The 15,027-nt window shown below is 58.8% G+C and carries 13 protein-coding genes; 6 read left to right on the top strand and 7 right to left on the bottom strand.

What is annotated here, in order from left to right; all coding sequences use genetic code 11:
- Window positions 1–91 precede the first annotated feature (91 nt).
- Genes SIB73_RS11485 through SIB73_RS11475 form a run of 3 tightly spaced genes read left to right on the top strand, consistent with a single transcriptional unit; the run spans window position 92 to window position 2,327 of the window.
- Window positions 92–475: a universal stress protein gene (locus SIB73_RS11485; protein WP_413406241.1), complete on the top strand. Its 384-nt coding sequence runs from the start codon at window positions 92–94 to the stop codon at window positions 473–475.
- Complete coding sequence (gene ylqF / locus SIB73_RS11480) at window positions 472–1,338, top strand: ribosome biogenesis GTPase YlqF (protein ID WP_413404985.1); 867 nt, start codon at window positions 472–474, stop codon at window positions 1,336–1,338. Before SIB73_RS11485 ends, ylqF begins: the two co-directional genes overlap by 4 nt.
- Complete coding sequence (locus SIB73_RS11475) at window positions 1,335–2,327, top strand: RluA family pseudouridine synthase (protein ID WP_413404987.1); 993 nt, start codon at window positions 1,335–1,337, stop codon at window positions 2,325–2,327. The genes ylqF and SIB73_RS11475 overlap by 4 nt, the downstream gene beginning before the upstream one ends.
- Before the next feature lie 276 nt (window positions 2,328–2,603).
- Here SIB73_RS11475 and SIB73_RS11470 read toward each other — a convergent pair whose 3' ends face one another.
- From SIB73_RS11470 to SIB73_RS11460, 3 genes are all read right to left on the bottom strand, one after another.
- Window positions 2,604–3,398, bottom strand: coding sequence for a transporter substrate-binding domain-containing protein (locus tag SIB73_RS11470; RefSeq protein ID WP_413404990.1), 795 nt, complete (start codon window positions 3,396–3,398; stop codon window positions 2,604–2,606).
- A 138-nt stretch (window positions 3,399–3,536) separates the two neighbouring features.
- A complete protein-coding gene (locus SIB73_RS11465) occupies window positions 3,537–5,234 on the bottom strand; it encodes a cellulose binding domain-containing protein (protein WP_413404992.1) in 1,698 nt (565 codons plus the stop codon).
- 389 nt (window positions 5,235–5,623) lie between these two features.
- Window positions 5,624–7,228, bottom strand: coding sequence for an ABC transporter ATP-binding protein (locus tag SIB73_RS11460; RefSeq protein WP_413404993.1), 1,605 nt, complete (start codon window positions 7,226–7,228; stop codon window positions 5,624–5,626).
- Between the two features lie 57 nt (window positions 7,229–7,285).
- On the opposite strand from SIB73_RS11460, the gene SIB73_RS11455 reads away from it, so the two are divergent.
- A complete protein-coding gene (locus SIB73_RS11455) occupies window positions 7,286–9,619 on the top strand; it encodes a RelA/SpoT family protein (RefSeq protein ID WP_413404995.1) in 2,334 nt (777 codons plus the stop codon).
- An 18-nt stretch (window positions 9,620–9,637) separates the two neighbouring features.
- Here the strand turns inward: SIB73_RS11455 and SIB73_RS11450 are convergent, their stop codons facing one another.
- The gene (locus SIB73_RS11450; RefSeq protein WP_413404996.1) at window positions 9,638–10,093 is read right to left on the bottom strand and encodes a DUF2062 domain-containing protein; all 456 of its coding nucleotides are present in this window, start codon (window positions 10,091–10,093) and stop codon (window positions 9,638–9,640) included.
- A gap of 76 nt (window positions 10,094–10,169) precedes the next feature.
- Here SIB73_RS11450 and mnmE point away from each other — a divergent pair, with 76 nt between their 5' ends.
- Both mnmE and nadC read left to right on the top strand, forming a co-directional pair.
- Window positions 10,170–11,531 carry a tRNA uridine-5-carboxymethylaminomethyl(34) synthesis GTPase MnmE gene (gene mnmE / locus SIB73_RS11445; RefSeq protein WP_413404998.1) on the top strand — a complete coding sequence of 454 codons (1,362 nt, stop codon included), beginning with the start codon at window positions 10,170–10,172 and terminating at the stop codon, window positions 11,529–11,531.
- 87 nt (window positions 11,532–11,618) lie between these two features.
- Window positions 11,619–12,485, top strand: a complete 867-nt coding sequence (gene nadC / locus SIB73_RS11440) for a carboxylating nicotinate-nucleotide diphosphorylase (protein ID WP_413406243.1) — start codon at window positions 11,619–11,621, stop codon at window positions 12,483–12,485.
- 72 nt (window positions 12,486–12,557) lie between these two features.
- On the opposite strand, the gene SIB73_RS11435 is transcribed toward nadC, so the two are convergent.
- From SIB73_RS11435 to SIB73_RS11425, 3 genes are all read right to left on the bottom strand, one after another.
- Complete coding sequence (locus SIB73_RS11435) at window positions 12,558–12,689, bottom strand: hypothetical protein (RefSeq protein ID WP_413405000.1); 132 nt, start codon at window positions 12,687–12,689, stop codon at window positions 12,558–12,560.
- 421 nt (window positions 12,690–13,110) lie between these two features.
- Window positions 13,111–14,277 carry an FAD-dependent oxidoreductase gene (locus SIB73_RS11430; RefSeq protein ID WP_413439609.1) on the bottom strand — a complete coding sequence of 389 codons (1,167 nt, stop codon included), beginning with the start codon at window positions 14,275–14,277 and terminating at the stop codon, window positions 13,111–13,113.
- A gap of 189 nt (window positions 14,278–14,466) precedes the next feature.
- The gene (locus SIB73_RS11425; RefSeq protein WP_413405004.1) at window positions 14,467–15,006 is read right to left on the bottom strand and encodes a DUF4334 domain-containing protein; all 540 of its coding nucleotides are present in this window, start codon (window positions 15,004–15,006) and stop codon (window positions 14,467–14,469) included.
- Window positions 15,007–15,027: the final 21 nt, after the last annotated feature.

Here is a 15,027-nt window from a genome sequence, read left to right as displayed (position 1 = left end):
TGGTGCGGTAATAAGACGGTGAGAGATTAACCCGAGTTCTGCAGGCCCGGCGCTAGGACTGGCTTAAGGGCAGAGATGGGAGGGCGTGAGCATGTTCGAGACCGTGCTCTTTCCGATCGATCAGAGCCGTGAGGCTCTTGAGACCGCTGGCAAGGCCCTGGAGCTCGCCCGCACTCACGGCAGCCGTGTGCTGCTGCTGTCGGTGGTGCAGCCTGAGCGGCCGGAGATGCATGACCATGACGCGGTTGCCACCTTGCTGAGCCGGACCCGTGATCGTTTTGAACAGTCGGGTGTGGCCTGCGAGCTGATCGAGCGCGAGGGCAAACCTGCGTTTGTGATCTGTGATGTGGCGGATGAGTTGAATGTGGATGTGATCGTGATGGGAACCAGGGGTGTGAATTTGGAGGCCGAAAGCGGCAGCACAGCTGCACGGGTGATCCAGCTGGCTCCCTGCCCTGTGTTGGTGGTGCCGTGAGTTCCCCGCCGATTCAGTGGTATCCAGGCCACATCGCCAAGGCGGAACAGCAACTCCGTCGCAATCTCGACAAGGTGGATCTGGTGATCGAGGTGCGTGATGCACGCATCCCCCTTGCCACCGGCCATCCCCACCTCAGCCGCTGGATCAAAGGCAAGCAGCACCTGCTGGTGATCAATCGACGCGACATGATCACAGCAGAAGCGCGATCCGCCTGGGAAGCGTGGTTCAAGGCCCAGGGCCAGCGCACGGTCTGGTGTGATGCCAAGGCCGGCACAGGTGTGAAGCAGGTGCAGCAGGCGGCAATTCGTGCCGGCGATCAGCTCAACGAGCGGCGGCGCAACAGGGGCATGCGACCCAGGCCTGTGCGGGCGCTCACCCTGGGCTTTCCCAATGTGGGGAAATCGGCGCTGATCAACCGGCTGGTGAGGCAGAAGGTGGTCGCCAGTGCCCGCCGGGCCGGTGTCACCCGCACCCTGCGCTGGGTGCGCCTTGGTCAGGACATCGACCTTTTGGATGCGCCTGGGGTGTTGCCTCCCAGGCTTGATGACCAGCAGGCGGCGTTGCACCTGGCTCTCTGTGACGACATCGGTCAGGCCGCCTACGACGGTGAACTGGTCGCCCAGGCGTTCCTGCGCTTGCTGATGGGTCTGCATCAGCAGCAGGCTTCCGGCGTGGCGCTGGCTGTGTTGGAAGGGCGCTACGGCACTGCCCTCTCGGGTGAGACCGAAGACCCGGCCCTCTGGCTGCAGGCGGTGGCCCAGCGCCATACTTCTTCAGACACGGCGCGCATGGCTCAGCGCCTGCTCGACGATTTCCGCAAGTCGGCGCTGGGAAGCATCGCCCTGGAGCTGCCGGGATGAGCCCTGCCTGGAGCCGCCCACCGCTGCCGGAGGAGACCTTCACCGATGGGTTCGGCGAGGGAGAGGGGGAGTTGCTCTCGCTCAGCTACCCCAAGCCGCTGCCGATGCGGTTGGACCGCTGGCTGGTCAGTCAGCGCACCGAGCAGAGCCGCGCCCGGATTCAGAAGTTCATCGATGCCGGCTACGTGCGGGTGAACGGCAAGACCGGCAAGGCCAAGACGCCGCTGCGGCAGGGCGATGAAGTGCAGCTGTGGATGCCACCGCCGGAGCCGCTGCCGTACCTGAAGCCCGAGCCGATGGATCTGGATGTTCTCTTTGAGGATGAGCATCTGATCGTGATCAACAAACCGGCCGGTCTCACGGTGCATCCCGCGCCAGGCAACAAAGACGGCACGCTGGTGAACGGATTGCTGCATCACTGTCCTGATCTGCCAGGTATCAGCGGCAAGCTGCGGCCTGGAATTGTGCACCGACTGGACAAGGACACCACCGGCTGCATTGTGGTCGCCAAGAGTCAGGAGGCCCTGGTGCGACTGCAGCTTCAGATCCAGAAACGTATCGCTTCACGCGAGTATCTGGCGGTGGTGCATGGGGTGCCTTCAGGAGACAGCGGCACGATTGTGGGGGCGATCGGCCGTCATCCGGTCGATCGCAAGAGATATGCGGTCGTGAGCGGAGATAACGGACGCCATGCCTGCACGCACTGGAGCCTGGAGGAGCGCCTTGGTGATTACTCGCTGCTGCGCTTCAAGCTTGATACCGGCCGCACCCATCAGATCCGGGTGCATTGCGCGCACATGAATCATCCGGTGTTGGGTGATCCCACGTACAGCCGCTGCCGCAAATTGCCGATTGAACTTCCCGGTCAGGCTCTTCATGCCTTCCAACTGGGATTGGACCATCCCATTACACGGGAACGGATGCTGTTTGAAGCTCCGATTCCGGCCGTCTTGGAGAAATTGCTGACGGTTCTTCGGCGCCGTTCCTGACGTCGAAATTGCATTTGTTGATCAACAGCTATGCCACTCAAATAATGACAATGATTGATTCGGCTCGTGGATTATTTATGCTTGAAATTAAATTTTCAGGTTGTTTTCTGTCTGGTCTCGCTGGATGCGTTGCTGGTCTTGACACTTTCTTGTTGATCCGAAAATAGGTTCAAGGATTCATCCAAATACGACTCAATTTGCATGGTTGCCGTCGTAATAGCTTCGTGCGATGCCGTCATTGATTGCGCCGTTGCTTTTCAGGATCGACGTCTGGATTTAGCCCGGGGTGGCCGCGAAGGTGTTGTTCTTCAGGAGCTCGAAGTTCAGATCCGCCATCTGGTAATCGGTGCTCAAGTTCGTCTGGCTGGTGGCGACTTTCAGAATGAAGGACGTGAAATAGTCTGTGAGCAATACTCTCGCGAACAGTGAGCCGATGGAGATCAGCCGGGTTCGTGATTGTCGCGTGTGGTCGGTGGACAGCAGCAGAGTTTTCTGAAGGATGAAGACCAGTTGGTGTCGTTTTCGCTTGTCGGCAAGATCAGGTCTTTTCCGTTCCACAAACCACACCGCCAGTGCAAAGATGCAGGCGATCAGGCCTAGTCCCAGGAAGATCAGCAGCACCTGTCTTGACAACAGAATGCGCAGCATTTTTATGGCCGTCGGCTCCTGGCTGTCCAGTTTGTAGATCTTCAGGTCGCTGCTGGCTGTTGGAAAAGTGAAATGGAATTGTTTGCTGCGGTTTTCATTGATCAGCACACCGGAAATGGCCAGGTCAGCCTGATTGTTCCGGATGGCTTGCAAGAGTGCTTCGAAGCTTTCCGCCTTGCGGATGCGATAGGGAATCTGGCGTGTTTCGGCGATCATGCGCCACAGGTCGATTTCAAACCCTGCTGGTACTCCTTTGCGGTTCACGGCGTAGGGAGGATTGGGAAACCAGATCACGTCGACAGGGTCCTGCTCATCCGTGATCTCGGCATTGGCATATGGCGGAGGAAGGATGATGCCCGCAGCGCAACCACAGAGTGTGCTGATGCACAGCAGCAGCATCAACCCGAGCCGTTTTGCTCTCACAGGTCACCCTGCAGCGACTTTCCAGTCAAAACGACAACGAGCCATCTGCCGATAACGCGCTGACCCGGGATCTGAATCATCCATCGGCATGGCCCAGGATGATTCAGATCTCAATCCTTATGCGGTCGCCAGTCCTGCTCAGATCTGAGTGATTGAGCTTCCAGGTGCCACCAGCATGGTTTCGTTCAGCTCTCCGGTTCGTTCCAGGTTCGTTCCTGCGAGGGCATTGAATCCCACCGTCAGCGACTGGCCAGCGCCAATCGATGAGCCCCAATCGGCGCCGGACAGTTCATAGCGATAGAGCTCCCCATCCAACGGCTGCGTGACCACGTCGACTCCCCAGGATTCGCCATAGAACCTGTGATTGCTGATGAAACTCAGCGACCAGTCATCCAGTTGCTCTTCGCCCTGATTCGTCAGAGTCAGGGAAGCTGTGAATCCGCCCCACCAAAGATCTCCACTGACCTCAACATCGAAGGTTTGTCCTGTTACCGGGTCAGTTTCTTCAGGTCTTGCATCAGCAGGAATCGGCTGAGGCACAGCAACAGGTTGTGGTTCCGGATTGATGGCTGCAGGACTGGGCAGTGCTTCCAGATTCTTCGCCAGTGGATCACCCAGGGACACAATTCCCTGGTAGTAGTTGATCACCGTCGGGTCGGATACATCCAGCGCCGGCCATTGCGGCCAGTCAAAGGTGTCATTCATGAAGGGCTGGTCCTGATCCCACCCCAGAACCGTGAGGTGATTGATGTCATGGGCAATCGCAACGCCTTCAATGTCTAAAAATCCATGGGTGCGGCCATGCATCCAGCCTCCGTAATGAGGTTCCATCTTCAACGTGTTGATGAAGGTTCCCTGCAGTCCGGATTGTTCGAGGAAGTCGGCGAACCCCTCGTGGCCGAACTCTCGGACCATTTGCATCACATTGTCTTCGGATTCCAGTCGCGCTGATCGCTGGATGTCGGCAAGGATCTGCGGGTTGTAGGTCTGATCGGCAATCCATCCCACCTTGGCTCCCTGCATGGCATACCAGAGGCCGACCCCTTTGGTGTCATCGCCCCAGGCCTGAGCATTGTTTGTAAGGCCATTGGCAAAAGCCCATTCGCCGACGGTCTCAATCCCCACAGCTTCAAGCCCGGCGAATGCTCGCAGGCCGTTGTAGGCCTCCAAAGCTTCAGTGGTGATGGCTGTGCGGCCTCCGACCAGTTCGTTGTGCTCGGAATTGTGGTTGGAGCCGTGGAAGCTTCCCCAGCTGTTGATGTCCGTGTAAGGCCCGGCCGCGATGGTGTGCTGATGTGTTGCGTGGTTATGGCCGGCATGACCGTTCATGTCTGCCGCATCCATGGATGTTTCGCCCATGGATGTTTCGCCCATGGATGTTTCGCCCATGGACCCAATGCCCATGGAAGGCTCACTTGTGGCAACAACACCAGTGGATGCCTCATCCATGCTCATCGTGGAGCCGGAATCAGTCTTGGAGTTGTCGCCGACGGCAAGGCCTGACTCTGAGAACAACATCTCCTCTGTCAGAGCGCCATCGCGTCCAAGCTCAATGCCCTGGGTCCCGTTGAAGCCGACCTTGATGGTGGCGCCGGCTGCGATGCGACTGCCCCAATCCGTTCCTGTGAGGGTGTAAAGCGTCGATCCATTCCCTAAATCTTCGCTTTCGAGAGCGACTCCCCAGGCATTGGGATCAAGTTGATGGGGACTGGTGAAGCTGAGTGACCAGCCTTCCAGAGCTTGATCACCTGTATTGGTGAGGGACAGCTCGGCAGTGAAGCCGCCCCACCAGATGTCCCCACCGATTGAGACCTGCAGTGACTCAGATGGCGTCATGGCATGAATGAGAAGTACAGACCAAGTGCAGCGACGGGATGTGATTCAGATGGAACTCGTTCGGGTCAGAAGTGTGTCTGAATCTGACTTTCTTCAGAGTCTTGATTGTTTGTCGCTTTCCTATTCAGGCTTGCTCGAAGTGATGTGTTCCATCCTTCAAAGGAAGGATCTTCAGTGTCTGACGATCGGTCTGTTGAGTGGTTTTCTGTTTTCACCAGACTTGAGGCAGCCTTCGCCGATCTGATGCGGCTTGATAGTGATCAGGATTTTGTCCTTTTATTGATTCTTTGACTTCAGGGAATGCGGTTTTTTGTTGTCTGCTGAAAATTTTCAATCAACAATTCATCTCCTGGCTGTCTCGCTCTCATGGCTGTCTCCCTCAAGTGATTTCAGTCGGGCAGGCGTGGGCAGGCCTCAACGAGTGTTCGCGTGATGTCGGCATGCGGTTCACGCAGCAGACGGTCACCCGGACCTTCCTCCACCACATGTCCTTGATGAAGCATGATCAAGCCATGGCAGAAGCCGCTGGCCACTGAAAGGTCATGGGTGATGAAAATCATGGCCAGCCCCAGCTCATGCTGCAGCTGCCGAAGCAGTGTCAACACCTCTGCCTGGATTTCTGCATCGAGCATGCTCACGCTTTCATCACAGATCAGCACTTTTGGCTTCAACGCCAAGGCTCGGGCGATGGCGACCCGCTGTTGTTGGCCCCCTGAAAGCTGGCGGGGGAGACGATTCTGGTAGCGCTCCGCAGGTCCAAGACCAACGCGTTCAAGCAGCTGACGACCCTGCTCACGAGCCGCCGCTGGTGAGGCCAGATCATGGATGCGCAGAGGATCCGCGATGGCGTCCACCACTGACATGGCTGGATTGAGGCAAGCCAGGGGGTCCTGGAACACCATCTGGATGGTTCGCCTCGCCTGACGCGCTGCATGTCCACGCAGCTTCAGCAGATCCTCACCGAGCAACTGCACACTGCCACCTCGAATCGGGGTGAGACCCATCAGTGCACGGCAAAGGGTGCTCTTGCCACAACCAGAACCTCCCACCACACCAAGGGTTTCGCCTGCCTTCAACTGGAAGTTGATGCCATCCACCGCTTTCAGCCAGGTGGGATTCCAGGGTGGACCACCCAGGTTGTGCCAACAGCGCAGTTCCTGCACAGCCAGCACCGTGTCGCCGTTTGGTGCTTCAGGGGTCCTGCCTCCCTCCCTTGCCCGGGCCGCCGCAAGCAGTCGTTGTCCAACTCTGGAGCTGGGGTAGGTCAACACCACGTCGCTGCGGTTGATCTCCACGACGCGGCCACCATCCAAGACCGCCATGCGCTCGCACCAGCGATGGGCCATGGCCAGATCGTGGGTGATCAGCAACAGCGCGCTGCCAAGTTGCTCGCACAGCTCTCTCAGAGCAGCCATCACCTGGCCAGCAACGGCCACATCAAGGCTGGTGGTTGGCTCGTCCGCGATCACCAGCGGAGGGCTCAGGGCGATGGCCAGGGCAATGGCCAGGCGCTGGCGCATGCCGCCGCTGAACTCATGCGGATAGGCGCGGAAGCGGTTGGCACCGATGCCCACCTGCTCCAGCAGCTCCTCGGCTCGCTTGAGGCGTTCTGCGTCGCCCATGTCCGGCCTGTGGGCGCGCAGTGTGTCCAGCAGATGAGCACCCACGGTCATCAGGGGGTTCAGGCGTGTCATCGGATCCTGAAAAACCAGTCCCACCGACCTGCCGCGCAATGACCTCAGATCGGGCAGGCTGAGATTGCGGGGATCCTGACCGTTCAGGGACAGGCCTCCTTCGCAACTGCTGCCAGGGGGCAATAGTTGCAGTGCGGCTCTGGCCACCGTGCTCTTCCCACAGCCCGAGGGGCCCACCAGGGCCAGGCGTTCGCCGGGATGCAGCCGCAGGTCAAGCCCATCAAGGGTCCATGCCTGGCTTCCCGGGTAACGAAGCCTGAACTGGTCAAGCTTCAGGACGGTCCCCGGCGCGTTTATCATGACAAGAGGAGCGCAGGTGCTCATGGCTACATACCATGAACTCACCTGCCGGGTTGGATGCTCAACGCCACCTCCGAGACGGTTGCAGTGCAGATCCGGAACGGATCCGCTGCGCCAACCTGCGGTCTGGTGGCTCTGAGAGACCGGCCGATCCGCTCAGCCGACGATTACGGCATTGATCTTCCTCCCTGGTTGCGTGAGTGCATTGATCACGTGCCTCCGGGGATTGGTCACAGCTGCCCCACCGATTCAGAGGCTTTGCTCGCGGCGGCATTTGATTTCGCATTTCAACTGCACGAGGGGCAGTTTCGTGCCAGCGGAGACCCCTACATCGTCCATCCGGTGGCGGTGGCCGATCTCCTGAGAGACATCGGTGCCAGCGCCAGTGTGATTGCCGCAGGTTTTCTCCATGACGTCGTGGAGGACACGGACGTCACTCCAGAGCAGCTGGAGAGTCATTTCGGACCGGAGGTCAGGGAGCTGGTGGAGGGGGTCACCAAACTCGGGGGGCTTCACTTCACCAATCGCACCGAGGCCCAGGCCGAAAACCTGCGCAAGATGTTTCTGGCGATGGCCAGCGACATTCGTGTCGTGCTGGTGAAGCTTGCGGATCGGCTGCACAACATGCGCACGCTGGGAGCGCTTCGGGAGGAAAAGCGTCAGCGCATCGCCCGGGAAACGCGCGAGATTTATGCGCCTCTGGCCAACCGGCTCGGAATCGGCCGTTTCAAGTGGGAGCTGGAGGATCTGTCGTTCAAATTGCTCGAGCCGGATGCCTTCAGAGAGATTCAGCAGGAGGTGGCAACCAAGCGCAGCGAACGTGAGGAACGCTTGGGTGTCACCGTTCAGCTGCTCAGTGATCGACTTGCGGCTGTCGGGCTGCAGAACTGTGAGGTGAGCGGCCGGCCGAAACATCTCTTCGGCATCTGGACCAAGATGCAGCGTCAGCAGAAAGCCTTCCACGAGATCTATGACGTGGCGGCTCTGAGGATCCTTACCCCCAGTGTTGAGGCCTGTTACCGGGCCCTTGCGGTTGTCCACGACACCTTTCGTCCCATTCCCGGCCGCTTCAAGGATTACATCGGTCTGCCCAAGCCCAATGGCTATCAGTCATTGCACACGGCGGTGATCGGGCGTCATCGGCCGATTGAAGTGCAGATCCGCACCCTCGACATGCACCGGGTAGCCGAGTTCGGAATTGCCGCGCACTGGAAATACAAGGAGGGTGGTTCGCCTGCGGCCGGTGGAGACACCGAGCGTTTCAACTGGTTGCGCCAGCTTGTGGACTGCCAGCAGGAGGGAGGCGCTGACGACCACAACGACTACCTCGCTTCGATCAAGGAAGACCTTTTCGACGAAGAGGTGTTCGTGTTCACGCCCAAAGGCGATGTTCTGGGCCTGCGCAAGGGTTCAACGGCTGTGGATTTTGCCTATCGCATCCACTCGGAAGTGGGCAATCACTGCCACGGCGTGCGCATCAACGACCGGCTCTCGCCCCTGTCGACCCCCCTGCAGAACGGTGATTTCGTGACCGTGCTCACGAGCAAGACGGCCCATCCCAGCCTGGACTGGCTCAACTTCGTGGCGACGCCAACAGCCCGCAATCGCATCCGCCAGTGGTACAAGCGCAGCCATCGGGATGAAACGATCGAGCGCGGCAAGGACCTGCTCGAACGTGAGCTGGGCCGCAGCGGCTTTGATGCGCTGCTGAGCAGTGATGCGATGACCCGTGTGGCGGAACGTTGCAACCTGATCAGCACTGAGGATCTGCTCGCTGCCCTCGGCTTCGGAGCCGTCACCCTCCATCAGGTGCTCAACCGCCTCAGAGAGGAGATTCGTCTGCAGGCCACCATCGAGGAGCCACCACTCAGCAACGAAGACGTTGCCCGCCAGCTGGTGCAGCAGGCGGAAACAGGCACTCCGCGCATCAGTGCTGATCAGCAGGATCCAATTCTTGGTGTGGAGGGGCTCGACTACCGCCTTGGTGGGTGTTGCAGTCCCCTGCCCGGTGAGCTGATTCTCGGCACCGTTGCACTCGGCAACCATGGCATCACCGTGCATCGTCAGGACTGCTCCAATGTGGAGGCGATTCCAAGTGAACGGCGACTGCCCGTTCGCTGGAATCCAGCCCTGACGACTCGGGAGCAGCGCTTCCCGGCGCAGCTGCGCATCGAAGTGATCGATCGCGTCGGCATTCTCAAAGACATCCTGATGCGGCTCTCTGATGGACGAATCAACGTCAGTGATGCCCGCGTGAAGACCAGCCACGGCAAGCCTGCGCGTATCGATCTGCGCCTGGAGCTGGCCAGTGCCGAGCAGTTGCAGCGCACGATGCACCAGATCCGTTCCATGGCGGATGTGATCGATATCGCCCGCAGCAGCGGCGCCTGAGTTCGATCGCCAGTGCCTTCAGCGTTTGCGTTCCTGCTGCAAAAGCCAGTTCAGGCTCAGCCACCAGCCAAGTGCTGCGCAAACAGCACCAGTGATGCTGGAGCCCAGCAGCAAGCGGCTCAGCACACTCCAGCCCAGCTGGCTGAAGCCCTCCTGCTGAAGAGCATCGAAGCCTGTCCACTCGCGGCCTGGACCGAGCAGCAGAGCCCCGATCCGGTAGTTGAACCAGTAAAGCGGCAGATAGGTGAAGGGATTGCTGATCCAGGTGCCGGCGGCCGCCAGCAGGTGGTTGCCGCGAACCACACTGGCCAGCGCGATCCCCACCAGTGTCTGCAAACCGAAGATTGGAAAGCAGCCGCAGAAGATGCCGGCTGCAAGCCCACGGGCGCGCTGTCGTGGAGTGCCTTCCTGTTGCCAGATCCATTGCAGGCTTCTCTGCAGGCGTCGATTTGCCTTTCTCAGCATCCGGCCCATGGGAGTGTCGGTGGATCCTGCAAACCTCTGAGGATGTGATCGTAGGGACTGGGGTCGGGACTGTTGCAGCACTGCGATGCAGGAGATCAACCGGGAGAGGCGAACAATTGCGGCAGTGGCCACGGCGGTGGCACCCGGGCAGGGCGGCATTGCGGTGATCCGACTGTCGGGCCCTGATTCCCAGAGAGCTGTGCGTGCGATCACCTCTTTCCCGGGTGAGCAGTTATGGGAGAGCCATCGTGTGCTTTACGGCCATGTGATGGCAGCCGATGGCCTGGAGCGTCTCGATGAGGTGCTGGTGCTGTTGATGCAGGCGCCGCGCAGTTATACCGCTGAAGATGTGACGGAAATCCATTGCCATGGCGGCGTGATGGCCGTGCAGCGAGTGATGGCGCGTGTGCTCGAACAGCCAGGGATTCGCCGGGCATTTCCCGGTGAATTCAGTCAGAGAGCCGTCCTGAACGGGAGACTCGACCTCACCCGGGCTGAGGCGATCGGTGATCTGGTGTCCGCTCGCAGTCAGCGTGCTGCGCAGCTGGCGATGGCAGGGGTGGATGGCGGGATCCAGCGTCGGATCAAGGCATTGCGCGAATGCCTGCTGGATCAGCTCAGTGAGCTTGAGGCCAGGGTGGATTTCGAGGATGACCTGCCGGCTCTTGATGGCCAGGCTCTGCTCAGAGCTCTGCAGTCGGTGCGTGATGAGCTGCTGCAACTGGTCGCCGATGGGGAGCGTGGAGCCGTTCTGCGTCAGGGCCTGCGAGTGGCGCTCGTCGGCAGGCCCAACGTCGGCAAAAGCTCACTGCTGAATCGGCTGAGTCGCAGGGAGCGGGCCATCGTGACTGATCTTCCAGGAACAACCAGAGACCTGCTTGAAAGCGAGATCGTGCTGGAGGGCGTTCCGATCACACTGCTCGACACCGCCGGCATCCGCAGCACCGATGATGCGGTTGAACAGCTGGGCATCGCTCGCAGTCATGACGCCCTGGCCAGTGCCGATCTGGTCGTGCTTCTCTTTGATCTTTCAGAGGGCTGGACCGCAGAGGATCAGGCTCTGCGTGAGCGGATCCCCGCTGATGTTCCCTATCTGCTGGTGGGAAACAAGGCTGATCTCAGTGATGCTGTGGCTCCGGCCGATGTGCATCTGTCTGCCGTCACAGGGGCGGGGGAAGAGCAGTTGGTGGAGGCTCTTCTTGAGCGATGCGGTGCAGTGACAGACGGCTCCCTGCTGCTGTCGCTCAACCGACGTCAGGCTGACCTGGCCAGGGTGGCGGCCGCGGCTCTTGATCGCAGTGAGCAGGTCGCTGCTGATGGGCTGCCCTGGGATTTCTGGACGATTGACCTGCGGGAGGCCATTCACAGCCTTGGCGAGATCACGGGGGAGGAGCTCACTGAATCGGTGCTGGATCGCATTTTTTCGCGGTTCTGCATTGGGAAGTGAAGGGTTCTGAGCTGAAAACCGAAGCCAGCGTTTGATCCGTTTGCCCGCATGATGGATCCAGGCCTATGAGCGGGCGGTTACGGAATGATGGATATTGAGCGGCCTCCACTGACCCCCAGGCTTCAGGCGCAACTTCAGGACTGGCTGGCAGAGGATCTTGGCCGTGGCGATCTCACCGCGCCGGCCCTTGGCGGACGGCGGGCTCAGGCGAGCTGGATCGCCAAGCAGCAGGGTGTGTTCTGCGGTGGCAGCCTTGCTCTACGGTTATTTCGGATGCTGGATCCCGAGCTGGAGGCAGAGTGTCTTGTGCCTGAAGGTGCAGCGGTGCAGTCCGGCGACAGGCTGCTCCGACTCGAAGGTCAGGCCACTGCACTGGTGGGGGCTGAACGGACGGCGCTGAATCTGGCGATGCGACTTTCCGGCATCGCGACGGCCACAGCGGCCCTGGTGAGAGAGCTGCAGGGAAGCGGTGTACGACTGGCCGACACGCGCAAGACCACACCGGGCCTGCGCGAACTGGAAAAGTACGCCGTGCGCATGGGTGGGGGCGTCAATCACCGTCTGGGCCTGGATGACGCCGCCATGCTCAAGGAGAACCACCTGGCCTGGGCGGGTGGCATTGAAGCGGCGATCACTGCTGTGCGGGCTTCAGCGCCATGGCCGGCCAGGCTGATCGTGGAGGCCGAAACCGATCAGGAAGCAGTGGAGGCGGTCACGGCCGGAGCCGATGGTGTGCTCCTGGATGAGTTCACGCCCGAGCAGCTGAGCATGCTGGTGCCACGGTTGCGGCAGCTGGCGCAGGCGCGACCGGGAGCTGGATCGGTGGTGCTGGAAGCGTCTGGCCTGCAGCCCTCACAGTTGCGGGCCTATGCGGCTACCGGCATCGATCTGATCTCCACCAGTGCTCCTGTTACGCGCAGTGCCTGGCTTGATCTGAGCATGCGCTTCAGCTGAGGCCTGTGCGGGGGGCGCTTCGGTGCTGATGCTTTGCCATCGAGTGGCGCGTTGCTTGAGCTCTATCAGTTTCTACAGACTGCAAGGGCGTTGCTCGAACTCACTGGTCTTGTGTAGCAAGCCTGAGATCGACGGCAGGCAGAAGGTTTTGAGCAGGGCCAGTTCCAGTGCCCGGTTCATGTCCCATGGGAGGAGCAATCCCACCAGATCAAGGCATCGCTCCAGGACGACTGATCCAATGGCTTTTCTCCCTGTTCCCAGGCAGTTGGTTCAGATTCGGAACGCGCCATGAATGTGTTCGTCGCTGACACGTTGTTGTGCGCTTTCAAGTGTTCGGTTCGTCAGCAGAGAGCTAGACAGCGGACGTTTGGATCGCAATCCTGAACGCTTGCATGAATCGTCTTTGATCCCGAAGAAACGCCCTCATGATCCCTTGGTCAAGGGCAGTCTGGCGGACTGACGTTGTGATGGTCTGAGTGTCCTTCAAAGCAGTTTGGCACCATCCTGGTTGAGAATGTTGTGTTCAATCCGAATGATTGATGGGGCCTGCGCTCGGAACATGACATGTGAGTTGAATCGGTGGTTCAGCCCTAGATCACTGGAATGGCAATGCAAGAGGAGACAATTATTTTCTTCGGCTCGCTAATGCGGCCTCAAACCCCATTTTGAGTCGATCCGCTTGATCATCAGCGTGGGACGCTAAGCCCTGTTCAGAGGCTTTTTGTTGCAGGGGTGTCGTGATCTCAATCCTCTTCTGTTCATATCGCGTGAGTGCAGCTGAAACCGATGCAAGGTCTGTCAGTTGTACGCCGTCAAGCATTTCGGCAAGCGTCACTGCATCTTGGAGAGCGAGAGTGGTTCCAAGCCCCAGGGATGGCCGAATCGGATGGGCGGCATCACCCAAGAGGGTGACGCGTTGACCATCTCCCCATTGAGACACCGGTTTCCGATCGAAGACACCCGTCTCAATGATGCTCAAGGGGTCAGTCGTATGAATCATCGTTTGCACAATGGAAGGCCAATCCTTGAAAACATGGAGTGCAGTCTTGAAGGCAGATTCACTTGTCTCTGAGCTGGCTTGTGGCGCTGTGCCACCCCAGGCGATCTGATCGGCACCAGCATCCATCATCCAGAAATTCTTTTGGTCTCCCACAACCAGCTGAAAACCAGCGCCATCAGTGAAAGGTTCTGTAAGGGGACCTAGATGTTCTCGGTGCACGATGCCTCGCCAGGTCATCGTGCCTGTGTAGAGAGGTGGACCATCTCCAACTGTTTTGTCTCTGACGACTGAGCGATAGCCATCGGCTCCCACCAGAATCCGAGCCCATTGGTCAGCCTGATCCCGAAACTTGAGGCAAATCGGTGTATCCGGCCGATCAGTCATGAATGCAGTGAGGCTGTGGTTCAGGTTGCATTGAACGGAGCTGGGAAGAGCGTCGTAAAGACAGGATTGCAAGTTGAACCATCCCAGCCAGGTGAAGCTCGTGCCTGCCATCGGCGATTCATCTGCGAACAAGACTTCTCCACTTGGTCGCATGAGCAGTTGTTGTCTGGGATTGATGGCTTTGGAACGAACCTGCTTGGACAGGCTCAAACTGATGTTGTTGAGTGCCTCGTATCCCTGTTCGGCAAGTCCAAGAGCCGCGCCAATCGGTCGCAGAACCTGGGCTCGGTCAAAAATACCGACAGAAAACCCACGGTTTGCCAAGACGTGTGCAGCACTGAGTCCGCCAGGCCCTGCCCCGATAATCGCGATGTCCAAGGGAGCAGAGTTGGCTGATGACTTGGTCATGATGCTGGTTTGAGGCGAAATAAAATGTTGAATCAAGGCTTGTGTGAATTAACTTTCCTCGAGGCAACAGCTGTTGGTTTTGGGTTTGAAGCGCAGATTCGAATTGGCTCGTTATTTGTTATAAACTTAACTGCCATGAAGACGAACCACTTATAAGCACTAGAGCAGCTCAATCAATCTGAAAGCCTTCTAGACATTTTTGGATTCTGTTTCGCGCCGAAGGACGAAGAAGAACGGTAAATTCATTCCTTTCCTATCCATCACGCCTAAAACGGCATCCTGATTGATTTGACGAAACACGTCGTGAATCGGTAGCTGGTCGTAAATCATGGTTGCGCTTGATAGGCCTCGATACGTTGTCATGCGCAATCGCGCTGAGGAGCGGGATGTTGCGAGGCAGGGCAACAGTGTCTGGAAGAGACGACCCACCATTGCTGACCTTGGCATGGGCACAGTTAATGCCGGTCCCAGCAAGCCGGGGTTGACACGGGCGAAGCCACCGCGAAGTGTTGAAAAGATCAATGGATAAACATCTTCAAGGCTTTCAAACTGTTTCCCATACCAGTGATAGGTCTCGAGAAGACCATCCATGGGGTGGTTGGTATGGAAGCCTTCGCCCTTCCAGGTGCCAATCATAAAATCAACATCGACGGGCTCAAGTGAATCGAACAGCTCCAAAGCCTCATTCGTTGTGGCCTGGCCTGTTTTTAACCGTTCGCGAATGTTCATCTCAAGGTGTCTTTATTGCTG

Origin of the sequence: Synechococcus sp. MIT S9509 (assembly GCF_047303035.1) — a bacterium.
GTDB lineage: Bacteria > Cyanobacteriota > Cyanobacteriia > PCC-6307 > Cyanobiaceae > Synechococcus_C.
This window is presented reverse-complemented; position numbering and strand designations above follow the sequence as displayed.